Origin of the sequence: Staphylococcus sp. HMSC06C11 (genome assembly GCF_001808345.1) — a bacterium.
Taxonomy (GTDB): Bacteria; Bacillota; Bacilli; order Staphylococcales; family Staphylococcaceae; genus Staphylococcus; species Staphylococcus capitis.
On sequence record NZ_KV793045.1, the window covers coordinates 98,809 to 122,889 of the forward strand.

Below are 24,081 nucleotides of genomic sequence, written 5' to 3' on the forward strand. Positions count from 1 at the left end.
ATAAAGAAAAATGAGAAAAGAGATTATGATGAAAAGAATTCGAAGTATAGTCATATGGTTAATCATTCTATTAATTAGTGTTTTAGTCAGTTTATGGTGGGACTTAGGAAGCCTTAATGATGCATTTAATCAAACTATTTTATTAAAGGTAAGACTTCCTAGAGTTCTTGAAGCTATGCTTACTGGTGCGACACTCACTATAGCTGGGCATATGTTTCAAACCATTTTGAATAATCCATTAGCTGATAGTTTTACACTAGGCTTAGCAAGTGGTACTTCTTTAGGCTCCGGACTGGCACTATTTCTCGGGTTAAGTTTTCTATGGGTGCCTTTTTTCTCTATAGCATTCAGTTTGATTACACTTGTACTCGTACTTGGCCTAACAGTGATATTGTCACGTGGTTATCCTATACGTGTGCTCATCATATTAGGTTTAATGATTGGTGCCTTATTCAATGCACTTCTGTATATGTTAGTTTTAATTAATCCACGGAAAATGAATTCAATAGCTAATTACTTGTTCGGTGGTTTTGCTTCGGCAGAGTACCACGATGTCATTATCATTGCTTTAACAATGATAGTTGCTATGGTCATTTTATTTTCAATGAAAAATGGCATTAAACTACTGCAAGTCGGTGAGTTAAAAAGCCAATCTTTAGGTCTTAATGTTCAAAATGTTATGTTCATTGTGTTGGCAGTGTCATCTATGATAACTGCAGTAGTAGTTGCATATGTAGGGATTATAGGCTTTATAGGTATGATCGTACCTCAATTACTAAGACGTTTTTATTGGCAATATGAGCTAGGAACGCAGATGGTACTTAATCTTATTGTCGGTAGCACAGTGATGGTCGTGGCAGATTTTATAGGCGGAACGATGATACAACCAGTTCAAATACCTGCAAGTATTATTATGGCATTATTAGGCGTTCCAGTTTTATTTTATATTCTTTTTACACAAACTAAGGTATTACGATAAGTGAATTCATTTGCTAAAATAGAAACTATTAAAAAGTTAAGAGGTAACTTAAAATGGATTTGAGTCATATTAAAGCAATAGTCTTTGATTTAGAAGGAACTTTGTTAGATAGAGTTAAATCACGTGAGAAATTTATTGAAGAGCAATTTGAACGTTTTCATGATTATTTCGTTCATGTTCAATTAGCCGATTTTAAGAATAAATTTATCGAGCTTGATGATGATGAAGATAATGATAAACCTGAATTGTATAAACAAATTATTAAACAATTTCATATTGATCGATTAACTTGGAAAGATTTGTTTCATGACTTTGAGATGCATTTTTACCGTTATGTCTTTCCTTATTATGATACGTTATATACCTTGGAAAAGTTATCGAGCCATGATTATAAGATTGGCGTTATCGCTAACGGGAAATCCAAAATTAAGCAATTTAGATTACATTCTCTAGGTATTATGCATGTTATTAATTACCTAACGACCTCAGAAACTGTTGGATATCGCAAACCTCATCCAAAAATATTTGAGGATATGATAGAACAACTCGATGTAGAACCCAGTGAAATTATGTATGTTGGAGACGACGCACTTAACGATGTTGCGCCCGCTCGAGCAATGGGTATGGTAAGTGTATGGTATAAACAAGAGGATGCGGAATTAGAACCACTTGAAGAAGAAGTAGATTTTACAATTACTACGATAGAAGAATTGTTAACTATTCTACCTGAAAATTTTGAACCAGAAGGAGAAGAACGCAATGGCAATGGATTTATTTACTAGTAAAGATGGAACGACAATTCATTATAATACAATGGGTGAAGGCTTTCCTGTTGTACTGATTCATACAGCTTATGATAATTATTCAGTATTTAATGATGTGGCTAAGGCGTTAGCGAAATCTTTTCAAGTTGTGCTTATTGATTTAAGAGGTCATGGTTATTCTGATAAGCCAAGAAATATTGAGTTTCATGAATTTGCTGATGATGTGATAGCACTCTTAGATTATATTTATATTGATCATGCAGCGTTTGTTGGTCACGAAATGGGAGCAATAGTAGCTTCAGATATCTCTGTAAGATATGAAGACTATGTATCTTCAATAATATTAGTTAATCCGACATCTATTGAAGGAGAGCTACCCGAAGAACGATTATTCAGAAAGTATGCACACACGATTAGAAACTGGGATGATGAAAAGCAAGACAAGTTTTTAAATAAACGTAAATATTATAAACCGCGTAAAATGAATAAATTCTTAAAGCATGTTGAAGATACTAATTCAGTATCTACGAAAGAAGAAACGCAAGCTGTTGAAGATGTATTTAAAACTGTAGAAATCTCAGAGGTATTTAAACAAGTCCATGCTCCTACGTTAATTATTGCAGGAGAATATGGCGAAAGAACAACAACTTTAGAAGCGAAAGAAGTCGCTGACTTAATTGAACACAGTCAGTTCAATGTGTACGCTCAATCAAGTTTATATCCATTTGTTGAAGAACAAGAACAATTCATCACTGAAATTACTCCATTTATTAAAGATCATTTTTCCCATAAAAAAGAATAAAAATCACATAAAGACGATTAAATTGAACTAAAAGTTGGTAAATATAACTAACATTAGTTCAATTTTTTCATTTTATAGAAATAAAGTAAGCGTAAAAATATTTATTTGTAATGTTTTTGTAATATTATTGTTATTTTAGTAATATATGTAGTATAATCAAGTTAAGCACAAAATAGAGATATTGAAATAAAGGAGAGAGTGCTTATGAAAAAGCTAATGACATCATTACTTGTTTCTGGATTAGTTTTAACAGGAGTAAGCGCTGGTCATCACGCTGAAGCAGCATCTGGAAACTCAATGCAAACAGTTCAACAAATTACTCAAGGTGATCAATCATTAGAAAATGTTAAAATCGGCGATTCAATTAAAAGCGTATTAAATAAATATAGTCATCCAATTTATTCATATAATCAACAAGGAACAGAACATTATTATGAGTTTAGAACACATAAAGGTGTCTTACTTGTAACTGCAGATGGTAAAAAAGATAGAGGTCATGTAACTCGTGTGTCTATGACTTACAATCAAGCTAACGGTCCATCTTATAAATCTGTAAAAAATGAATTTGGTAACAAAGCGGTAAGTCGCGTACATTATAATAGAGTAACTGGTAACTTTGGTTACATCCAAAATGGTAAAGCTAGTTATCAATTTAGTTCAAATTCACCTAAAGATAAAAATGTAAAACTTTATCGCATTGATTTATCTAAATAAGAGAATAATGGCGATATAAAATTTTTGAAATTAATTTCTAAAGTATGAATAACTTTATATTAGATATGAATAGGGAGCAAAAAGATGAAATGAAATTTTTAAAATTGACGTTTCACTTTTGCTCCTTTTACTATGTCCATTGATTTAAAGATAGTTAAAGTTTAATATGGGGTTTGAGAAATATTGCGTAGAGTATGGTAAAATTTTAAACTGAAAATTAATAGTTTAATTTATTGCTTAATTCGTATTAGCATCAAGATTGTATGTAGAAGGAGTTAATCATGCATGCGTACTAATGATAAAGTATTGCTTGAAAACATTAATGATTATTTTAGCCATAAAGGCATGTCACCAAATCTAATAGATGATATTAAAGAAAAATTCAGATCAGATATCAAAAAATCAGAAGAAAAAGATCAAGATTATATTGAATATAGAGGTAAATCCCCAGCACAAATTATATTAACGATTCAACGTAATCTATTTGCTTTACAACTCAATCCCGTCATCTTTTTTATCATTAATTTTATACTTATTTCTTATTTATATGATAAACAGTATGTACAGTTCCAAGCGATTACTGGAATAAGTTTATTTTATTGTATTGTGATTTTCCCTATCACGATTATTCTCTATACTAGGATAGCTAGGAAAAATTATCTATATAGTAATAAATATGAGATGTGGGTAGGCATTGTGATTGCTATCATCGCTTTAATTCTTGTCATTATGCAAGGTTTTCATTTTAATTGGGCGATTATACCAATCAATATTTATGGACATCAATTTGTATTCTTTGTTGGAATCATTTTGGGTCTAATTGGTATATTCTTTAAGCGCTTAGAATTTTCAGGAATTGGTTTATTATTTTGTCAGAAGACGATAGATGCTATGATTACAAATCCTGAAATTGCACAATTTTTCTCGTTAGCAATTTGGATATTATTAGTGGTACTCATTATTTTTTATACAATTAAACTATCAGCGAGAACGAGATCGTAGATTTTCCTTAATCTTAAATTCGATGAAGTCTTATATATAGTTGTTTAAGTTAACTATATGTAAGGCTTTTTTTATGTTTTAAAATTCGTCAGAATAAGTTGAATGCACGTTAAAAAACTGAAGAATAAGAGTGATTCTGTTTTAAATAATTAATTTAATTGAATCATAATTTAATTCTTCGTTCATTGAATTAAAGGCGTAACGATGATTCGAATTGGGTATAACAATTATTAAAGGGAGGTGCCAGTATGAATAAAATTCAAACTTGCAATCAAATTGAACTTGCTTATAGTGATGAAGGAGAAGGCATCCCCATTATTTTAATTCATGGATTAGACGGTAACTCAGCAGGCTTTCAGGATTTGAAAAATGAACTCAAGCAAACACATAGAGTGATAACTTATGATGTGAGAGGACATGGTAAATCCTCACGATCAGAATCTTATGATTTAAAAGATCATGTTGAGGACTTAAGTCATTTAATGGATGCATTAAATGTGAGTTCAGCACATATTCTAGGACATGACATGGGGGGCATAATTGGAAGAGAGTTCACTGAAACATATCAGTACAGAACAATTTCACTAACAATAATCTCTGCTAAGAGGGAAGATATCACTCACGGATTCACAAAACTCATGGTTGATAATCAAGAAGAAATTGCTGGTTTTAATAAAGCAGAGGCAATGATTATTTTATTTCCTAAATTATTTAAACAACAAGACAATACTATGAAGTGGTATCAACGTCAGAAGTTATATAGTAGACCGACACCTGAAGATAGTGCAATTGCTGTTAGGGCATTATTAAATCATGTTGATATGATTAAGGACGTTCATCATAAAGTAACTGTGCCAACACTTTTAGTTAATGGTAAACATGATCCATTAATCATGGATAAAACACATTTTCGTATTGATAGTTACTTTGAAAATATTAAAAAGTACATCTTTGATGAATCAGGACATGCACCACATATAGAAGAACCAGATAAGTTTTTAGATATTTACTTAGATTTTATTAAGTTAGAGGAAAATGCATAACTTTCACTATATTTAAAATTATTTAAAATAAGTATTTAGTATTACATTTCATAAATATATATCAAAAAAGGCGATCAAAATTATATTTGGTCGCCTTTTATTATTTGTGTCAGACACATTGTATTTTCAAATATATATCCCCACAAAAAGAGAGTAAGATTATGAAACCCTAAGAATCAGATTTCTATCTTACTCTCGTCAAATTTCATATTAAACTTCGTTATCGTCGTTCGCTTCAGTGATTCGTTTGTTAACTCGTTTTAATAGCTCGTCAATTTTTTTACGTTGTTTAGAGTTAACTAAGATTAAAACTGTTCTTTCATCGTGTTCGTTACGTTTTTTATTGAAGTAATCCTCTTGAGATAAGTTTTTAACAGCTTTTACCACTTGAGGCTGTTTATAATTTAAGTGGTTAATAATATCTTTAAGATAATATTCTTCCTCTTTATTTTGACTAATATAAGTTAAAACAGCGAATTCTTCAAAACTGATTGAGAATTCTTTCTTAATAATACTTTTTAATCTGTCAGCATAAGTGACCATAGCTAATAATTCAAAGCAGTCATTAATTTTTGAAATAGCCATTATTGAAACCTCCCTATTTATAGCGTAAACATTAAAGACCCATATAACATGACTCAGCAAGTTTTGTATGTTATTAAATTAAGATCTATATGAATACTCTACCCGAATTTATTAATTTGTATCTATTTTTTTGAAAAAATACGAAGTGTCTGCCATAATTTAGTATTAAATAAAATTTTAAGAAATATATTTAATGCTATATTATTTAGTTAATTATAACTAAATAAAAATAAGAAGTAAACAAATAAGTGTTTATAAAACTAATTATTGTTTGTACATTATGATTGAATTAGTAAAATAGCATTTGCCTTATTCAAAAATATTACAAATATTTATAATTTTTCTAAATTTAATAAAAATAATGCTGAAAAGTAAACATTTTGAAATGTTATTTTCAACTTTTAATGACTAAAAGCGCTTACCATTTTATTAGTAGGATGCTTAATTACATTCTCATTAAGAGCTAAACCACTTGTTATAGTGATATACCCACTTTTAGAAGATTTTTTATATTTTATTTCTCTTTTTACAATTTTTTTATTATTCATTACTAAAATAAATTTGTTATCTATAATACTTTTTTGTGGTAGCTCGATATCATTAGACATTAAAGTTACTTTAAAATGTGTGCCGATAGGATACTTAGCTTTGGTAGTTAATACTACTTGGTAATAAGAAGTATTATTTTTCACCTTAGTTGGTACTGTTGCAATTTCTTTCACTTTACTAATGAATTGAATTTTATCACGAGTAGTTACAGAAATATTTTGATTTATTTTTAATAAATTTATATCAGATTCTGATATATTAGCATGAATAACCTTTTCCTCGCTATCAATTTGCATTATCTTATCAGTTGCTTTTGAAGGGTAACGATTGGTGATAGAGACCCTTCCATTAATAGGAGAGAAGTGGGTTGTATGAATATAATTTTGAGTTTGAAGAAGCTGAGAATACAGTAACGGTGAGGTTAAGAAAGGATTGTTTTTTAAATATGAAGGTATATGATTGGGGAGTTGAATTTGATTAAGAACACCTTTAAGTGTTTTAAATTCTTGGTCCTTTTCGTAATTATAATATTCAAAAATCGGTCTTTTGGCGGATATTTTATCTTGATGTTTAACTAAGAAGCGGCTGATTTGTCCTTGTGAAGGATTGAAGTAGATAGAGTAGCTTTGGAAAGGAGTTTGAATGCCATCCGCGGTAAGTAACCGTTTAGGCTGAGCTTTAATGATTTGAGTAGACTTTAAATTATTATCATCTGATCGTATTTTCGAATAAGTATGATAACCAAAACCTAAACTTGTAAGAACTAAAACTAGAATTAATAGTATAAGAATAATGCGCTTATTATTCATAGATGTTCACCTCATGATGTTATGATAAAAATATTATACAATATTAATTTATTTCTAAATAGTTTTTTACCTATAATCAAAAGATAACTCTTTCATTCTTTCTAATTTTTACAATAATTGAAAAAAGGTTATTTATTCACTTCAAAAATAAAGAAATTCTAAGCTCTACCTGTAGAGCTTAGAATTTTAATAAGATAAAGATTAATTTAAAAGAATGATATAAGGTAGACTTTAAAATAAACGTAATAGAATAATTCCGATTGCAATACATATTAACCCACACACTTTACGTGCTGTAATTTTATTTTTAGGAGAGCCCATTAAACCAAAATGGTCTATTATAATTCCCATAATCATTTGGCCTAGCATTGCGACAATCGTTGTGAGCGCAGCACCTAAAAAAGGCATAAGGATAATATTAGCAGTAACAAAAGCCATGCCTAACATACCACCGATAAAGTAGACAGGCTTAATGCGTCCAAGCACATCATGTGTAATTCTAATTTTTAAAGTGCGATTAAAAAGTAAAGTTAAAATGAATAAAGCTGTCGTACCTATCGTAAATGATACTAAAGACGCAAAGATTGAAGAATGTGTCTGTTGAGCAAGTGCGCTATTAATTGTAGTTTGGATCGGTGGTGCCGAGCCAAATACGAGTCCAATCGCTAACCATAAGATGAAGTTTGAATTGGTTTTATGATGGATTTTACGATTCGGGACGTAATTCATTAAAAGAATACCGAAGATTAAAAAAATAATCCCAATTGCTTTAAAAAATGTAAATTGTTGTTGTGAAGCACCAAATAATCCAAATGTATCTATGACTACACCCATAAGTATTTGTCCTGTTACAGTGATGACTACTGTAAGCGCAGCACCTAATCTAGGTAATAATAATAGGTTTCCTGTTAAAAATATAACGCCCAGTAATCCTCCAACAAACCATGTATAGTTAAATGTCTGTCCTGAGAAGAATGAGGTTGTAAATACATGTGGATTAATAATAAGGTTAAGGATTAATAAACATAACGTTCCTACCGCAAAAGAGATGGTTGAGGCGTAAAATGATGAACGTGTAAATTGACTTAACCTTGAGTTAACTGAGGTTTGAATAGGAAGCAACATTCCCACAAATATACCTAAGAGGTATAAGAATATCATTTGTGATACCCACTTTCTCGAATTAATAATAATATGATACCACTCATATACTTGAATCTAAATAGAATGTTTGATTATGTATTATGGTACATTTTAATTTTCTAGTTTAAGAATATATATGTATAATGCATATAATAGTAATAAAAAACATCACTAATGATTCTTTTTTTCTCTCATTAATGATGTACTTGTTAGTAAGAAACAATTCTCCCTATGACTTTTTATTTTTTATCTTCGAAAAGGATAGTCGTATTCTTATCAATGATTTGAGCTGAATAAGCTTTGACAGGTTTACCTACATTTGATTTTAAAATGCCTAATTCTAAAATTTGATTCATACTTTCTTTAACTAATTGTTCTGTCAAAACAGCGTCAAATTTTGTTAACTGTAATTTTACTGGCTTGTCTAAACTCGTTTTAAAGATGAGTTCTAACGTTTTTGACATATTCCTACTCCTCCTTAGATTAATGCTTCTGTCTTTGTGACTTCAACTTTGTCGTACTTTTCTCCAGTTAAACGCTCAATAATGTTACTGAAAGTTCTTATTTGATCATTAGACGTAGATGGATTTAAGTTAGAGAAACGACGTTTATGTTCGACTACTTTCCCTTCAGAGTCATGTTTAACTTGTGTAAAGAGTGCAGTCACTTGATTAATTTCATTCATCTTTAGCACCTCCTTTCACTTTATATATCGTTTGAAAATGAAAAAAAGGTCACTTTATTTCTAAATTTCAGGCAGAAATTTTTGATGTAACTTAAATATCATATATCATTAAATGAGAAACCTTAATAAGGAGGACGTATGAATCAAGTAGACCCAATTAAATATAAAGAAGAGATTCATCAAATGTATCAAGTATTACAAGCACGGTCACAGAGGGATTATTTGTTTTTTAAGTTCGCAATTCATACAGGAATTAAACTGACAGATTTGTTAAATATGAAAGTAAAGTACCTTAAAACTTCTGAAATAGGGAATATAAAAACATCTTGGATAATAGATGATGAGCCAACTATTAAAATTAAGTTGCCATCTGAATTGCGAAACGAATTAAAACTTTACATAGAGGATTGTAAATTGGAAGATGAAGAACTTATTTTTCAATCTACGAGGACGCATCAATGTCTTTCAAGACAACAAGCTTATAGAATAATAAATCGTGCTGCTGAACAATTAGGTATGAAACATATTGGACTGACTACATTAAGAAAGACGTTTGCCTATCATGCCTATCAAGCAGGCATTTCAATCTCAATTATTCAGAAATATTTGGGACATCAAACAACTCAAGAAACTATAAAATTTATTGGGATTCAAGATAAATCGATTCATCAAACTGTGATTGCACTCAACTTATAAAAAAATATATTTAAAGGAGGCTTTAAATGAGTCTGATGTACCTTTTGGGCGTGCTAATAGTTGTGATGATTCTAGTTTTACTCACTTTGAGTCATCAAATACTTAAAAAATATGCTGGTTACTTGTCGTTACTAGCGCCCATCATTTCATCTTTTTATTTCATTACACAAATACCAAATGTCTATCACCATCATTTCACTTCTATTCATATTCCATGGATGTCTTCAATAGATATCAATTTAGATATGAAATTAGATGGATTAAGTTTAATGTTTGGTTTGATTATCTCTCTTATAGGTGTAGGTGTATTTTTCTATGCTACACAATACTTATCACCTCAAACTGATAATCTGCCTAGATTTTTTGTCTATTTATTATTATTTATGTTTAGTATGATTGGCATCGTTATTGCGAATAACACCATATTAATGTATGTTTTCTGGGAATTAACGAGTGTGTCTTCTTTCTTGCTTATCTCTTATTGGTATAACAATGGTAATAGTCAACTCGGGGCTATTCAATCATTTATGATTACCGTATTTGGTGGATTAGCGTTATTAACTGGTTTTATTATGTTATACATCATTACCGGTACAAATAATATCTCAGAAATACTAGCTCAACGTCATGCGATTGAGAAGCATCCATTGTATATCCCAATGATGCTCATGCTATTATTGGGAGCATTTACAAAATCAGCTCAATTTCCATTTCATATATGGTTACCGAAAGCGATGGCTGCACCTACGCCAGTGAGTGCATATCTTCATTCAGCGACTATGGTTAAAGCTGGTATATTCTTACTGTTTAGGTTTACGCCATTATTAGGACTAAGTGATATATATGTATATATTGTTACGTTTGTAGGACTTATAACCATGCTTTTTGGTTCGCTTACCGCATTACGACAATATGATATTAAAGGCATTTTAGCTTATTCTACTATCAGTCAACTCGGTATGATTATGTCTATGGTAGGTATAGGTGGGGGCTATGCACAACATACCTCAGATCATTTGTCAGAGTTTTACGCATTAGTCCTTTTTGCTGGCTTATTTCATTTGATGAACCATGCTGTTTTTAAATGTGCATTGTTCATGGGTGTTGGTATTATTGACCACGAGTCAGGTACGAGAGACATTCGTTCACTCAATGGGATGCGTCATGTCTTTCCTAAGATGCACATTGTTATGTTGCTAGCTGCTCTTTCTATGGCAGGGGTCCCATTTTTAAATGGTTTCCTTAGTAAAGAAATGTTCTTTGATTCACTTGTAAAAGCTATTGAACTAGATCAGTTTGGAATTAGCCTTACTATCATAGTTGTTGCATTAGGTGTGATAGCAAGTATTTTTACTTTTACTTATGCACTTTACATGGTTAAAGAAACATTTTGGGGACAATTTAATACTGAAAAGTTTACTAAGAAAAGTATTCACGAACCATGGTTGTTTAGTTTACCTGCTATGATTCTTATGGTACTTATACCAATTGTATTCTTTATACCTAACGTTTTCGGACATAATATACTTATACCTGCATTAAGATCGGTATCTGGTGTTGGAACTCAAGTAGACAGCGTAGCACCTCACATTTCACAATGGCACGGTATCAACCTTCCATTAATATTAAGTGTCATCGTTATTGTGTCAGGAATTATTTTAGCACTTGCTATAAATTGGAAATCATTGACACATCGAATGATTAAACAAGCTTCAATCACAGATACTTATCGACGTGTTTATAGAGAGTTTGAATCTTATTCAGGTTATGGAATAAGAAGCTTAATGAGTGCTAAACTCAATTATTATATTATGATTACGTTACTCATATTTGTAGCAATTATTGCATATGGCTATCTTTCGGTTGGTTTCCCTAAAGTTCATGATTTACATGTTTCATCTTTTGGACCGCTCGAGATTATCTTATCAATCGTTACAGTAATCATCGGTATTTCTCTTATATTTATACGTCAACGCTTAACGATGGTTATTTTAAACGGTATTATCGGGTTTGCAGTGACGCTTTACTTCATTGCAATGAAGGCACCTGATTTAGCTCTCACACAATTAGTGGTTGAAACCATTACGACGATATTGTTTATCGTGAGCTTTTCAAGATTACCAAATATTCCAAGAGCAAAAGCAAACTTGAAGAAGGAGACGCTTAAAATTGTAGTTTCACTTATAATGGCTGTTTCTGTTGTTTCTCTAATTTTTATCGCTCAGCAAGCGGATGGTATGCCATCGATTTCAAAATTCTATGAAGATGCCTATAAATTAACAGGTGGCAAAAATATTGTTAATGCTATATTAGGTGATTTCAGAGCGTTAGATACTTTATTTGAAGGATTAGTATTAATCATTGCAGGTTTAGGTATCTACACACTACTTAATTACAAAGATAGGAGGGGACAAGATGAAAGAGAATGATGTGGTATTAAAAACGGTCACTAAGATTGTTGTTTTCATTCTATTAACATTTGGATTTTATGTTTTCTTTGCAGGACATAATAATCCAGGTGGTGGATTTATTGGCGGCCTTATCTTTAGTTCAGCTTTTATCCTTATGTTCCTTGCCTTTGATGTTAAAGAAGTATTGATTAGTTTACCTATAGATTTTAAGAAATTAATGATTATTGGATCATTAGTATCTGTGTGTACGGCAGTAGTTCCTATGTTCTTTGGTAAACCAATCTTATACCAAACTGAAGCTAATGTGGCCTTTCCATTATTAGGACATGTGCACGTTACGACTGTAACGTTATTTGAATTAGGCGTATTACTTACAGTGGTAGGTGTTATTGTGACAGTTATGTTGTCAATAAGTGGTGGTAAGTCATGAACTTGATACTTTTACTAGTGATAGGATTTTTAGTATTTATAGGAACGTACATGATTCTATCCATTAATTTAATACGTATTGTTATTGGTATTTCTATTTATACTCATGCAGGTAATTTAATTATTATGAGTATGGGCAAATATGGTCCACATATGTCTGAACCATTAATTCAAAATAATCATTCGAATTTTGTAGATCCATTATTACAAGCCATTGTACTTACTGCGATTGTAATTGGATTTGGTATGACTGCATTCTTACTCGTATTAATTTACCGAACATATCGCGTGACGAAAGAGTATGAAATTAGTGCATTGAGGGGTGAAGAAGATGATGAGTAACTTATTGATTATGCCAATGCTTCTTCCTTTTTTATGTGCTTTGATTCTAGTTTTTATAAAAAATAAAAATCAAACATCGAAAATACTCTCAATTACGACTATGATTGTTTCGACTTTAATTTCTTTAGCATTGCTTATCTATGTTGTGAACCATAAGCCAATCACATTAGATTTTGGTGGTTGGAAAGCACCATTTGGTATTCAATTCCTTGGCGATTCACTAAGCTTACTCATGGTTACAGTATCGTCATTTGTTGTGACGCTAATTATGGCTTATGGATTTGGTCGAGGTGAAAAGCGTGTAAATCTTTTCCATTTACCAACTTTTATCTTATTACTTACTGTTGGTGTAATAGGTTCATTTTTAACCTCAGATTTATTTAACTTATACGTTATGTTTGAGATTATGTTACTCGCGTCATTTGTGCTTGTAACATTAGGCCAATCAGTTGAACAGTTACGTGCTGCCATTATTTATGTAGTACTTAACATTATTGGCTCATGGTTGTTTTTATTAGGTATCGGTATGTTATATAAGACTGTTGGTACCTTAAATTTCTCTCATATTGCATCACGCTTGAACCATATGGAAAGTAATCAAACTATCACGATTATCTCACTCGTCTTTTTAGTCGCTTTTAGTTCTAAAGCTGCTTTAGTGATATTTATGTGGTTGCCTAAAGCTTATGCTGTGCTCAATACAGAACTTGCAGCTTTATTTGCAGCGTTGATGACAAAGGTCGGCGCATACGCGTTAATCCGCTTCTTCACCTTATTATTTGATCATCATCCTGGTATCACACATCCATTACTCGTTTTTATGTCATGTATTACGATGCTAATCGGTGCATTTGGTGTAATCGCTTATAAAGATATTAAGAAAATTGCTGCTTATCAAGTTATATTATCGATTGGTTTTATTATCCTAGGATTAGGATCTCATACACATGCTGGAGTGAATGGTGCAATTTTCTATTTATCAAATGATATTATCGTTAAAACGTTACTTTTCTTTATTATAGGTAGTCTTGTTTATATTTCTGGCTTTAGAAATTATCAGTATTTAAGTGGTTTAGCCAAAAGGGAACCCTTCTTTGGTGTTGCATTTATTGTGATGGTATTTGCAATAGGTGGTGTACCTCCGTTTAGTGGTTTCCCAGGTAAGGTGCTTATATTCCAAGGTGCGATTCAAAACGGTAATTATATTGGTCTTGCTTTAATGATTCTGACTAGTCTTCTAGCGATGTATAGTCTGTTTAGAGTCATGTTTGTAATGTACTTTGGCGATACTGATGGTGAAGAGGTCAAATTCAAAGAGATTCCTCCTCATCGTAAAGGTATTCTTGGTATTCTAGTTGCCGTTGTACTTGCTATGGGTATTGCTGCACCAGTTGTCTTAAAAGTGACTGATAATGCTACAAACCTCAATATGAAAGAACATGTTTTCCAAGAGAATGTTAATTCGCATTTGAAGGAGGTTGAAAAATAGATGAAACAAGTCGTACTTAATATTGTCATCGCGTTCCTTTGGGTTTTATTCCAAGACGAGGATGAATTTAAATTTACAACCTTCTTCTCAGGATTTTTAATTGGTTTAATTGTCATCTATATCCTTCATAGGTTCTTTGGTGAAGAATTTTATCTCAAAAAGATATGGGTAGCGATTAAATTTTTAGCAATATATCTCTATCAACTATTAACATCAAGTATTAGTACGATTAATTATATTCTGTTTAAAACTAAAGAAATGAATCCTGGTTTACTTTCTTATGAGACTTCTCTAAAGAATGATTGGGCAATTACATTTTTAACTATTTTAATCATTATCACTCCGGGTTCAACAGTGATTCGCATTTCTAAAGATACGAATAAGTTCTTTATCCATAGTATTGATGTTTCTGAAAAAGACAAGCAAAATCTTTTAAGAAGTATTAAACAGTATGAAGATTTAATTTTGGAGGTGACACGATGATAACGTTAATCACACAATGTTTAATTATAAGTGCATTAATTATATTTGGTGTTGCTTTACTCGTGTGCCTTTTCAGATTAATTAAAGGACCAACAACAGCTGATAGAGTGGTCTCATTTGATGCGACAAGTGCAGTTGTAATGTCTATAGTTGGTGTGTTGAGTGTCGTATATAATTCGGTTTCGTTCCTAGACTCAATTATGCTCATTGCCATTATTTCATTTGTTAGTTCGGTATCTATTTCTAGATTTATCGGAGGAGGTCGAGTCTTTAATGGAAATAACAAAAGAAATCGTTAGTCTCATCTCAGCGATATTTATATTTTTAGGAAGTATCATTGCATTGATTAGTGCGATTGGTATTGTAAAGTTCCAAGACGTTTTTTTACGTAGTCACGCCTCTACAAAGAGTTCAACTTTATCAGTATTATTAACTATTATTGGTGTCTTAATATATTTTACGGTCAATCAAGGATTCTTTAGCGTTCGTTTACTTTTATCATTGGTTTTCATCAACCTTACTTCTCCTGTTGGAATGCATTTGGTAGCGCGTGCTGCCTATCGTAACGGTGCGTATATGTACCGAAAAGATGACGTCCCTAGGCAATCTTCAATATTGTTAAGTCAAAATGAGTTTAATTCACCTGAAGAATTAAAATCTCGTGCGAAACTAAGAGAACAACGTAGGGAAAAACTTTATTATAAAGAACGTGAAAAAGAGAGAAAATTTGACAATGAGAATTAATCATAACCGTTAACGTATAAGAGTTAATCTATATATGTTAACGGTTTTCTTTTTTTATATAAGACTGAAGTATGAATATGGAAGAGAAGAGAGCTATTTATTTAAGCATTGATACAATTAATGATAAAATTATAAATAAGAATAATTGTAAAATTAAGTAGTAAAATGTTGGTTCAATGAGATTACACATAAACATTTTCTCGTTTGATGAAACGAATTTGTGATTATCTTTAATGAAAATGTTCATGTTTGATTTCACTGATAACTGGAATATGCATCATTGAAATAGATAAAATATTCTAAATAATCAATTTATACTTAATATATTTAAGCAATAAGAATAAGCAATCTCTTTTTTTCTTCTTGTTATCTTCCTCTAATGTAGATCATTCAAATGATGCATCTCTCTTATATGCAATGTGTAAATAGGCATATATGTGCTATTGGTTACTTAATTTTCAATTAAAAAATAATAAAGAGGTGAAAGTTTGGAGATATTTGAAACTTTACTTATTTTTACTACAGTAGTTATCGTAAGCTCCTTTGTCCATACTTTCATACCAAAGGTACCTCTTGCGTTTATTCAAATCGTTCTTGGAATGATTTTATACCTCACTCCAATTCCAGTTGAATTTAACTTTGACTCAGAACTATTTATGGTCACATTAATTGCCCCATTATTATTTGTAGAAGGGGTTAACGTTTCAAGAGTACATTTAAGAAAGTATATTAAACCTGTAATGATGATGGCTTTAGGTCTCGTTATTACAACAGTGATTGGTGTAGGATTGTTCGTACATTGGATTTGGCCCGAACTACCGATTGGTGCAGCCTTTGCAATTGCAGCAATTCTCTGTCCTACAGATGCTGTAGCAGTTCAAGCAATCACTAACGGTAAGGTGTTGCCTAAAGGTGCGATGACGATTCTTGAAGGTGAATCATTACTTAATGATGCAGCCGGTATCATTTCATTTAAAATTGCTGTAGGCGTATTAGTCACAGGTACGTTTTCACTTTTCGATGCGGTACAACAATTTTTAATTGCATCTATAGGTGGGGCAATTGTAGGTTTACTTATAGGTATGGCACTTGTTCGTTTTCGTTTAACTCTAATGAGACGAGGCATTGAGAATATTAATATGTTCACATTTATACAGTTATTAACGCCATTTGTGACATATCTCATTGCAGAACTGTTTCATGCGTCAGGTATTATCGCAGCTGTAGTAGCCGGACTCGTCCATGGATTTGAACGAGATCGTATCGCTCAAACACGTACACAATTACAAATGAGTTATAACCACACATGGAATATTCTAGGTTATGTTTTAAATGGTTTTGTCTTTTCAATATTAGGTTTCTTAGTACCTGAGGTTATTGTGAAGATTATTAAGACAGAACCACATAATTTACTATTCTTAGTAGTTATCACTGTACTAGTCGCTTTAGCGGTATACCTCTTCAGATTTGTATGGGTATATGTGCTTTATCCTTATTTCTATTTATCAGTCAGTCCTTTCCAGAAAATGATATCAAAAGACGATGACGATAAAGCCCCAGAGAAAAAACCTAAGAGAAGCTTATATGCACTTATTATGACGCTTTGCGGTGTACACGGGACAATTTCACTAGCAATCGCATTAACATTACCTTATTACTTGGCAAATCATCATTCATTCCATTATAGAAATGATTTATTATTTATTGCGTCAGGAATGGTCATCATTAGCTTGGTCATTGCTCAAGTATTACTTCCTTTAGTTACGCCTAATAAACCAAAAGTGAAATTAGGTAATATGACATTCAAAGAAGCAAGAGTATATATTTTGGAACATGTGATTGATTATTTAAATCAGAAATCTACATTTGAAACAAGTTATCGTTATGGAAATGTGATTAAAGAATATCATGATAAACTCACTTTCCTTAAAACAGTTGAAAAGGAAGATGAAAACTCTAAAGAGTTAGAACGTCTTCAAAAAATTGCGTTTAATGTAGAAACAAAAACATTAGAACAACTTGTTGATGATGGTGAGATTACAGATAGTGTACTTGAAAACTATATGCGCTATGCTGAACGTACACAAGTCTACAAACAAGCGTCACTATTTAGAAGGATTACAGTTGTTTTAAGAGGAATGTTATTGAAACGCCGTGTTAAAACTAAAATAAATTCTGCATCTTCTTTAAGTGTTACAGATAACTTACTTGAATTAGGTAAAATAAATAAATTAGTTCATTACAATGTAGTAAGTAGATTGTCTAAAGAGGCAACAACAGATAACAAACTAGAGATTGGTATGATATGCGATGGTTATCTTATGCGTATAGATAACTTAACTCCGAATAATTTCTTCAATTCTCAAAGTGAAGATACGATTACTAGAATTAAGTTGAATGCTTTAAGAGAACAACGTCGAATTCTTCGTGAATTAATAGAAGATGAAGAAATTACAGAAGGTACAGCATTGAAGCTTAGAGAATCTATTAACTATGATGAAATGGTTATCGTTGATAGTATGACATGATAAAAAATATACGTTTGTTTATAAACTTTCTAAAAAAGAGCCCTCACTCATAAAGTGGTGAGGGCTCTTTTACATATATCATCATAAAAAAAGTTGCACTAATCTCAACATAATTAGTGCAACTAATGTCTCCATGGGGGAGGATTGAATATCCATGGAGGTAGCTTAGTGATAGATGAAGCTATCACATCAAGTGATTATTTGTGGCTTCAGTAACTACTCAGAGTTGAATAGAACTGTTATGTACTACTCGAGGATTGATTGAGATGTTAAGATTAGTAGCACATTGTTAGTTTCCTTCCATTGTTTATCGCTCGAAAACAACAAAAAGAATGAGTGATTTCCGCTAAAATATTTACTCTGTAATTCGTGAGAGAGTGGGGCTCAAATAAGTTTGCGAAATATCCCCTTAACTAACACCACCATATCGTGTGTAAAAAAGATGTAGTTTATATTATAGGAGGGTAATATAAATGAAAAAACACACGATATGGGACTGCTAGTTACAAAATAAAAATAATATATAAAAGTTCTAGAATTATCACGGATGAACATGACTTATGATTAATCTTCTACACTTTCTTACGTGTTCATCCGTGTATTTCTAGTTATTTCATACTGCCATGAATTGTCTCGATGTTGGATTTCATCATTTTGTAGTATGAATCACCTTTAGTGCCTTCTTTACCTATAGAATCTGTAAATACTTCTCCATAGATATCCTTATTTGTCTCTTCTGATAAACTTTGCATGGCTTTTTTATCCACACTTGTTTCAACTAATAGATGTTTGAGATGGTTGTCTTTAACGAAACGAATAGCTTGTTTCATTTGTCCTGGTGTACCTTGCTTTTCAGTATTGATTTCCCAAATATAGCCTGGCTTCACTTTAAATTGTTTAGCAAAGTATTTAAATGCACCTTCACTAGTCATCATAGCTCGATGCACTTTAGGAATATCATTGAATTTGTTTTTACTCTCTTTATTTAACTTTTTGAGTTTAGCTAAGTAAGTTTTTCCGTGGTTTTTATACGTAGATTGATTTTGTTTATCATGTTGAATTAGCGTTTGTTGAATTGTTTTAACGTATTTAATACCGTTATCTAAACTTAACCAAGCATGTGGATCTTGTTTGTTCTTGTTACCATTTTCACCGTTTAAGTAAATAGGTGTAACATCTTTAGATGTAGCAACAACGCTCTTGTCTTTAGTAGATTTGCCTGCTTGTTTGAGCGCTTTTTCAAACCAACCATTTCCTGTTTCAAGATTTAACCCATTATAGAAAATAACATCTGCGTCAGTTAAAGCTTTAATGTCTTTGGGTTTTACTTCGTATTCATGAGGGTCTTGACCGACTGGTACAATACTATGGACTTCGACCTTATCACCGCCGACATGTTTGACCATGTCATATAAAATTGAGTTGGTTGTTACAACTTTTAACTTACCTTCGGTAGAGCTATGATCCTTGTTATGTTGATTCCCACACGCGGCAAGAATCATGATAAATATTAATGCTAAAGCAAAAATCTTCTTCATGTTAAAGCGCCTCTTTTCTGTCTGTTATTCATTCTCGTAATTGCTAACGTTATAACGTAAATAGTAAATGTACAAATCACGATTGTAGCACCACTTGGGACGTTATATATATAACTAAAATATAGTCCGGTAATTGAACTGATAATACTAATAAGACTGGCAATAATCATCATGCTGTACAATTGTTTACTAATCAAAAATGCAGTTGATGCAGGAGTGATAAGTAAAGCCACTACAAGTATGATTCCGACCGTTTGAATACTTGCAACTGTGACAAGTGCTAGTAAAAGCATGACGAAATAATGGATGAGTGTTGTGTTTAAACCGCTCATACGGCTAAATGTTGCGTCAAAAGTAGATATCATTAAAGGTCGATAAAATACAACTATAAGTGTTAGCACACTCATTCCGATAATGATAGTTGTCCAAAATGATTGATTGGTTATAGCCAGTAAATTACCAAATAAAATATGGTATAAATCTGTCGTACTATTGATTAAACTTATAATAATGACTCCTGTTGCTAGAAATGCAGTAAAACTAATACCTATCGCTGCATCTGGTTTTGTCTTGCTTTTAGAAGTAATAAAACCAATAAAAAGACTGGCAATCATACCTGTTACTAATGCACCGATGAACATTGGAATATTGAATAGGAAAGATAGCGCAACGCCTGGTAACACCGCATGGCTCATTGCATCTCCCATTAGAGACAGGCCTCTAAGTACGATAATACTTCCTACAGTACCGCACACAATCCCTACTAATATAGAAGTGATTAATGCACGATTTAAAAATTGATAACTGAGTAAATGATTAAAGAAGTCTAACATTTAACACGCACTCCCTTGTAACTGTGACGATTGAAGTGGTGATAAATCATTATCAAAATTCATGAAAGTTGCATTCAATCGTTCAGAAGTTAAAGCTTCTTTTGGTGGTCCTATATATCTTAAGGATTGATTGAGTAATAAAATACGGTCAAAGTACTCCTCAGCTTTTGATAAATCGTGATGTACAATTAATATCAACTTACCTAAATGTCTAAGATGCTTAATTTTTTTCATTATTAATTCTTCGCTGTAGATATCAATACCTACAAAAGGCTCGTCAAAACAATAGATATCACTCTCGCTCATTAATGCTCTCGCAACAAGTACACGTTGTAATTGACCACCACTTAATTCTGAAATTTGTCTATGACGCAAATCATCTAATTCTAAATCTTTAAGTAATTGGTTGAGTTTCGCTCGCTCAGTAATTTCTGGACGTTTAAACCACCCAATGTCTTGATAACATCCTGAAAGCACCACTTGTTCTACTTTGATAGGGAAGTCTAAATCTAATTGAGCTTTTTGAGGAATGTAAGTAATATATCTGAGTTGAGTATGTATAGGGCGATCGTATAACAATCTAGTTCCCGTCGCTTTAAATTCCCCGATAAAAGCTTTGAGCATTGATGATTTACCTGCTCCATTGGGACCTACGATGCCGACGATTTCACCACATATAGGTAATGAGAATGACACGTCTTTAAGGACATGCTTTTTCCCTAAAAATAAATTTAATTGATCAATTTTTAGCAAAATTATAACCTCCTAATAAAAAGTTTAGGCTAACCTAATTTATTTTATAATAAACGTTGAAGTTTTAACATGTCAAGTGAATTCGTGATACAATAAGGTGAATGCGTGTGAGGTGAAATGATGTTAACTGAAGAAAAAGAGGATTACTTAAAAGCAATTTTAACGAATGACGGCGATGTATCCTTTGTATCTAATAAACAACTATCTCAATTTCTAAATATTAAACCCCCATCTGTCAGTGAAATGATAGGACGCTTGGAAAAGGAAGGTTATGTAGAAACTAAACATTATAAAGGTGCACGTTTAACTAAAGAAGGTTTAGACCGAACACTTGATATTATTAAACGTCATCGTTTACTAGAATTATTTTTAATAGAAATATTGCAATACAATTGGGAAGAGGTGCATCAAGAGGCAGAAATTCTTGAACACCGAATTTCTGATTTGTTTGTGGAACGCTTAGATAAAACGTTAAATTTTCCTAAAACATGTCCTCATGGTGGCGTGATTCCACGTGACCATCATTATAAAGAACTCTATACAACGTCTATCTTAGAATTCGAACCTGGTGACAATGTTATAGTCAGAAGAGTGCGCGATAAGACAGACTTACTTGTATACCTTTCAAGTAAAGATATCTATATAGGCAATACGGTAGAAATCGTTTCGAAAGATGATACTAATAAAGTAATTATTATTAAACGAAATGAAAATGTAACTATTTTAAGTTATGAAAATGCAATGAATATTTTTGCCGAAAAACAATAAAAGCTTAAGTTCTTAATGAGCGTTCTTTGAATCATTAAGAGCTTAAGCTTTTTTATAAAATCGTGTATTTAATGAGTAAATAGATCGTATAGAGGTTGAAGGCAATCCATATCGTACTATAAATGATTGTAGGTACTTTAGTGATATCAGTTAAAGCACTGCCGTCCCAACTTGGCTTAGGTCGTTGGAAGGTAAGATTAAATATTGTCCATGAAGATTGAATAATTTCACCTAGTAAAACGCCTAAAATAAGATGATAACTTAACGAGACGATGTCATACACCATCATTGTATGGTTATGCTGGACTAAAAAGTATAAGAGTATACTGATTAACAGAATGACAAAAATAGGTGATAGTTTTCGAGAGGTTAATATTAAAAAATAAATAAAAATCAAGAGATATGTGACTAGAAAAATACTTGGATGTTCAAAATGCGCAGCCACTAATCCAATTAAAAACATGATGGGTGGCATTAAGTAACCCCCAATTGTGGTTATGAATTGACCCAAATAACCTTTAGATTGAGTGATAGCATAGCCTTGTTGTAATGTTGTTTGTCTTTCAGTGGGACTTGTAACGATAACTAGATCTTTAGCTCGTCCACCTGCAAGACGATTAAATAATACATGACCAAACTCATGAGTTAAAACTGGTATATAGTTCAAATAGACATCTAGAAATCGAATGATACCGTTATGTCTGTTTTGATGAATAAAGATATATATTATTCCAATGGCAATGATGAGATAAATATTTAAATGAATAACTGTTGTGAAAAAGTTCTCTAGATAGGACATGATTAACCTCGAATAAATAAATTTAAATATGTTCATTTATTTAATATTATAAATGACAAAGCAGGAATTAGCCTTTAGACTTTAGATGTAATTTAAGGATTAAAGATTTCTTGTTTAATTTTGGATGTGGTAAAATAGACGGTACATTTTTAAGCATAGTACTATTAATACTTCTATATTTAATTTTAATTAATAAATGACTACACGAAGTGAAGTGGGGCAAATTTGATGAATAACGAGCAATTTAATAACAGTAAAGTCAACGTGCTGGGCGTAAAATTCAATAATACTACGATGTTGGAAATGATTGAGAATATCAAATCATTTTTCGAAAATAAAACTGAAAGTAATTTATTTATAGTAACGGCTAATCCTGAAATTGTTGTTTATGCAACTGAACATCCTTCGTATATGGATTTAATTAATAGTTCGGATTATGTTGTAGCTGATGGAACTGGAGTGGTTAAAGCATCAAAGCGATTAAATCAACCTCTGAGACGTCGAGTGCCAGGGATTGAGTTGCTTGAAGAATGTTTGAAAATAGCTCATGCAAATCATCAGCGTGTGTATTTACTTGGTTCAAAAAATGAAATTATCGAAGCGGCTGAACGTAAATTACACTTAAAATATTCTAATGTGACGTTCGCTTACCATCATGGATATATTAATCTAGAGGATGAAACGGTGGTCAAAAGAATAACTAGTTTTAATCCTGACTACATTTTTGTTGGAATGGGATTCCCGAAACAAGAGGAATGGATTCATAAACATAATTCCAAATTTAATCAAACTGTTATGATGGGCGTAGGTGGCTCATTTGAAGTTTTAAGTGGGGCGAAAAAGCGTGCCCCAAAATTGTTTCAAAAGCTGAATATTGAATGGGTATATCGTTTGCTTATAGATTGGAAGCGTATAGGCAGAATGATGAGTATACCAAAATTTATGATAAAAGTATCTAAGCAAAAAAGAAAAAACAAAACTGATAAATAAGATAAAGCGAGAGATGGTTCAGGGAGGCCACCTCTCGCTTTCTATTTGAACAGGGATAACAATAATTTTAGGGATTTAACAACTCAATTATTTCTCAGGGGAAGGGGTAGAAAATAATTGAGATTATTTAATTTAATTCTGTAATATCAAGGGTAAGAAAAAGCTCTTTCAATGTCTTTTGTAAGCGAACAGGGATCTTACAT

The 24,081-nt window shown here is 31.8% G+C and carries 26 protein-coding genes; 17 read left to right on the forward strand and 9 right to left on the reverse strand.

Translation table 11 applies throughout. The features are described from left to right. Window positions 1–28 precede the first annotated feature (28 nt). From HMPREF3154_RS07780 to HMPREF3154_RS07805, 6 genes are all read left to right on the forward strand, one after another. The gene (locus tag HMPREF3154_RS07780) at window positions 29–979 is read left to right on the forward strand and encodes a FecCD family ABC transporter permease (protein ID WP_070474614.1); all 951 of its coding nucleotides are present in this window, start codon (window positions 29–31) and stop codon (window positions 977–979) included. A 53-nt stretch (window positions 980–1,032) separates the two neighbouring features. Continuing rightward, window positions 1,033–1,761, forward strand: a complete 729-nt coding sequence (locus HMPREF3154_RS07785; protein WP_002433179.1) for an HAD family hydrolase — start codon at window positions 1,033–1,035, stop codon at window positions 1,759–1,761. Continuing rightward, complete coding sequence (locus HMPREF3154_RS07790) at window positions 1,739–2,545, forward strand: alpha/beta fold hydrolase (protein ID WP_002433355.1); 807 nt, start codon at window positions 1,739–1,741, stop codon at window positions 2,543–2,545. Before HMPREF3154_RS07785 ends, HMPREF3154_RS07790 begins: the two co-directional genes overlap by 23 nt. A gap of 204 nt (window positions 2,546–2,749) precedes the next feature. Continuing rightward, entirely contained in the window at window positions 2,750–3,259 is a 510-nt protein-coding gene (locus HMPREF3154_RS07795) for an SA0570 family protein (RefSeq protein WP_002433432.1), read from the forward strand. 285 nt (window positions 3,260–3,544) lie between these two features. After that, on the forward strand, window positions 3,545–4,261 hold the full coding sequence (locus HMPREF3154_RS07800; protein WP_002433107.1) for a cation diffusion facilitator family transporter: 717 nt from the start codon (window positions 3,545–3,547) through the stop codon (window positions 4,259–4,261). A gap of 248 nt (window positions 4,262–4,509) precedes the next feature. Beyond that, window positions 4,510–5,304, forward strand: a complete 795-nt coding sequence (locus tag HMPREF3154_RS07805; protein WP_002452550.1) for an alpha/beta fold hydrolase — start codon at window positions 4,510–4,512, stop codon at window positions 5,302–5,304. Between the two features lie 210 nt (window positions 5,305–5,514). Here the strand turns inward: HMPREF3154_RS07805 and sarA are convergent, their stop codons facing one another. From sarA to HMPREF3154_RS07830, 5 genes are all read right to left on the reverse strand, one after another. After that, window positions 5,515–5,889: a global transcriptional regulator SarA gene (gene sarA / locus HMPREF3154_RS07810; RefSeq protein ID WP_002433479.1), complete on the reverse strand. Its 375-nt coding sequence runs from the start codon at window positions 5,887–5,889 to the stop codon at window positions 5,515–5,517. Window positions 5,890–6,290: 401 nt separating this feature from the next. Beyond that, the gene (locus HMPREF3154_RS07815) at window positions 6,291–7,247 is read right to left on the reverse strand and encodes an RND family efflux transporter (RefSeq protein WP_070474587.1); all 957 of its coding nucleotides are present in this window, start codon (window positions 7,245–7,247) and stop codon (window positions 6,291–6,293) included. Between the two features lie 231 nt (window positions 7,248–7,478). Next, window positions 7,479–8,408 (reverse strand): DMT family transporter, encoded by a 930-nt coding sequence (locus tag HMPREF3154_RS07820; protein WP_030058978.1) that lies wholly within the window; start codon window positions 8,406–8,408, stop codon window positions 7,479–7,481. Window positions 8,409–8,629: 221 nt separating this feature from the next. After that, window positions 8,630–8,854, reverse strand: coding sequence for a DUF2922 domain-containing protein (locus HMPREF3154_RS07825; protein WP_002433204.1), 225 nt, complete (start codon window positions 8,852–8,854; stop codon window positions 8,630–8,632). A gap of 14 nt (window positions 8,855–8,868) precedes the next feature. Beyond that, window positions 8,869–9,075 (reverse strand): sigS mRNA-stabilizing protein SroA, encoded by a 207-nt coding sequence (locus tag HMPREF3154_RS07830; RefSeq protein ID WP_023350722.1) that lies wholly within the window; start codon window positions 9,073–9,075, stop codon window positions 8,869–8,871. A gap of 138 nt (window positions 9,076–9,213) precedes the next feature. On the opposite strand from HMPREF3154_RS07830, the gene HMPREF3154_RS07835 reads away from it, so the two are divergent. The 9 genes from HMPREF3154_RS07835 to HMPREF3154_RS07875 all read left to right on the forward strand — a co-directional run bounded on the left by HMPREF3154_RS07835 (window position 9,214) and on the right by HMPREF3154_RS07875 (window position 18,197). Beyond that, window positions 9,214–9,771, forward strand: a complete 558-nt coding sequence (locus tag HMPREF3154_RS07835; protein ID WP_030058983.1) for a tyrosine-type recombinase/integrase — start codon at window positions 9,214–9,216, stop codon at window positions 9,769–9,771. A gap of 26 nt (window positions 9,772–9,797) precedes the next feature. After that, window positions 9,798–12,200 (forward strand): Na+/H+ antiporter Mnh2 subunit A, encoded by a 2,403-nt coding sequence (gene mnhA2, locus HMPREF3154_RS07840; RefSeq protein WP_030058985.1) that lies wholly within the window; start codon window positions 9,798–9,800, stop codon window positions 12,198–12,200. Then, the gene (mnhB2, locus tag HMPREF3154_RS07845) at window positions 12,187–12,612 is read left to right on the forward strand and encodes a Na+/H+ antiporter Mnh2 subunit B (RefSeq protein WP_002433258.1); all 426 of its coding nucleotides are present in this window, start codon (window positions 12,187–12,189) and stop codon (window positions 12,610–12,612) included. Before mnhA2 ends, mnhB2 begins: the two co-directional genes overlap by 14 nt. After that, a complete protein-coding gene (gene mnhC2, locus HMPREF3154_RS07850) occupies window positions 12,609–12,953 on the forward strand; it encodes a Na+/H+ antiporter Mnh2 subunit C (protein WP_002452627.1) in 345 nt (114 codons plus the stop codon). The genes mnhB2 and mnhC2 overlap by 4 nt, the downstream gene beginning before the upstream one ends. Beyond that, complete coding sequence (mnhD2, locus tag HMPREF3154_RS07855; protein ID WP_023350719.1) at window positions 12,943–14,442, forward strand: Na+/H+ antiporter Mnh2 subunit D; 1,500 nt, start codon at window positions 12,943–12,945, stop codon at window positions 14,440–14,442. Before mnhC2 ends, mnhD2 begins: the two co-directional genes overlap by 11 nt. Further along, window positions 14,443–14,925, forward strand: a complete 483-nt coding sequence (gene mnhE2, locus HMPREF3154_RS07860; protein ID WP_016898376.1) for a Na+/H+ antiporter Mnh2 subunit E — start codon at window positions 14,443–14,445, stop codon at window positions 14,923–14,925. After that, complete coding sequence (gene mnhF2 / locus HMPREF3154_RS07865; RefSeq protein WP_002433104.1) at window positions 14,922–15,224, forward strand: Na+/H+ antiporter Mnh2 subunit F; 303 nt, start codon at window positions 14,922–14,924, stop codon at window positions 15,222–15,224. The genes mnhE2 and mnhF2 overlap by 4 nt, the downstream gene beginning before the upstream one ends. Beyond that, the gene (mnhG2, locus tag HMPREF3154_RS07870; protein ID WP_002433481.1) at window positions 15,199–15,669 is read left to right on the forward strand and encodes a Na+/H+ antiporter Mnh2 subunit G; all 471 of its coding nucleotides are present in this window, start codon (window positions 15,199–15,201) and stop codon (window positions 15,667–15,669) included. Before mnhF2 ends, mnhG2 begins: the two co-directional genes overlap by 26 nt. 488 nt (window positions 15,670–16,157) lie before the next feature. Continuing rightward, window positions 16,158–18,197 (forward strand): cation:proton antiporter, encoded by a 2,040-nt coding sequence (locus HMPREF3154_RS07875; protein ID WP_002452630.1) that lies wholly within the window; start codon window positions 16,158–16,160, stop codon window positions 18,195–18,197. Window positions 18,198–18,805: 608 nt separating this feature from the next. On the opposite strand, the gene mntC is transcribed toward HMPREF3154_RS07875, so the two are convergent. The 3 genes from mntC to HMPREF3154_RS07890 are packed head-to-tail and all read right to left on the reverse strand — an operon-like array spanning window position 18,806 to window position 21,321. Continuing rightward, on the reverse strand, window positions 18,806–19,735 hold the full coding sequence (gene mntC / locus HMPREF3154_RS07880) for a manganese ABC transporter substrate-binding lipoprotein MntC (protein WP_030058999.1): 930 nt from the start codon (window positions 19,733–19,735) through the stop codon (window positions 18,806–18,808). After that, window positions 19,732–20,568, reverse strand: a complete 837-nt coding sequence (locus HMPREF3154_RS07885) for a metal ABC transporter permease (protein WP_002433425.1) — start codon at window positions 20,566–20,568, stop codon at window positions 19,732–19,734. The genes mntC and HMPREF3154_RS07885 overlap by 4 nt, the downstream gene beginning before the upstream one ends. Further along, window positions 20,569–21,321: a metal ABC transporter ATP-binding protein gene (locus HMPREF3154_RS07890; protein WP_030059002.1), complete on the reverse strand. Its 753-nt coding sequence runs from the start codon at window positions 21,319–21,321 to the stop codon at window positions 20,569–20,571. A gap of 120 nt (window positions 21,322–21,441) precedes the next feature. On the opposite strand from HMPREF3154_RS07890, the gene HMPREF3154_RS07895 reads away from it, so the two are divergent. After that, complete coding sequence (locus tag HMPREF3154_RS07895) at window positions 21,442–22,089, forward strand: metal-dependent transcriptional regulator (protein ID WP_002433449.1); 648 nt, start codon at window positions 21,442–21,444, stop codon at window positions 22,087–22,089. 52 nt (window positions 22,090–22,141) lie between these two features. On the opposite strand, the gene HMPREF3154_RS07900 is transcribed toward HMPREF3154_RS07895, so the two are convergent. Further along, window positions 22,142–22,888: a M50 family metallopeptidase gene (locus tag HMPREF3154_RS07900; protein WP_030059004.1), complete on the reverse strand. Its 747-nt coding sequence runs from the start codon at window positions 22,886–22,888 to the stop codon at window positions 22,142–22,144. 228 nt (window positions 22,889–23,116) lie between these two features. On the opposite strand from HMPREF3154_RS07900, the gene tarA reads away from it, so the two are divergent. Beyond that, the gene (tarA, locus tag HMPREF3154_RS07905) at window positions 23,117–23,878 is read left to right on the forward strand and encodes an N-acetylglucosaminyldiphosphoundecaprenol N-acetyl-beta-D-mannosaminyltransferase TarA (RefSeq protein ID WP_002433311.1); all 762 of its coding nucleotides are present in this window, start codon (window positions 23,117–23,119) and stop codon (window positions 23,876–23,878) included. Window positions 23,879–24,081 lie beyond the last annotated feature (203 nt).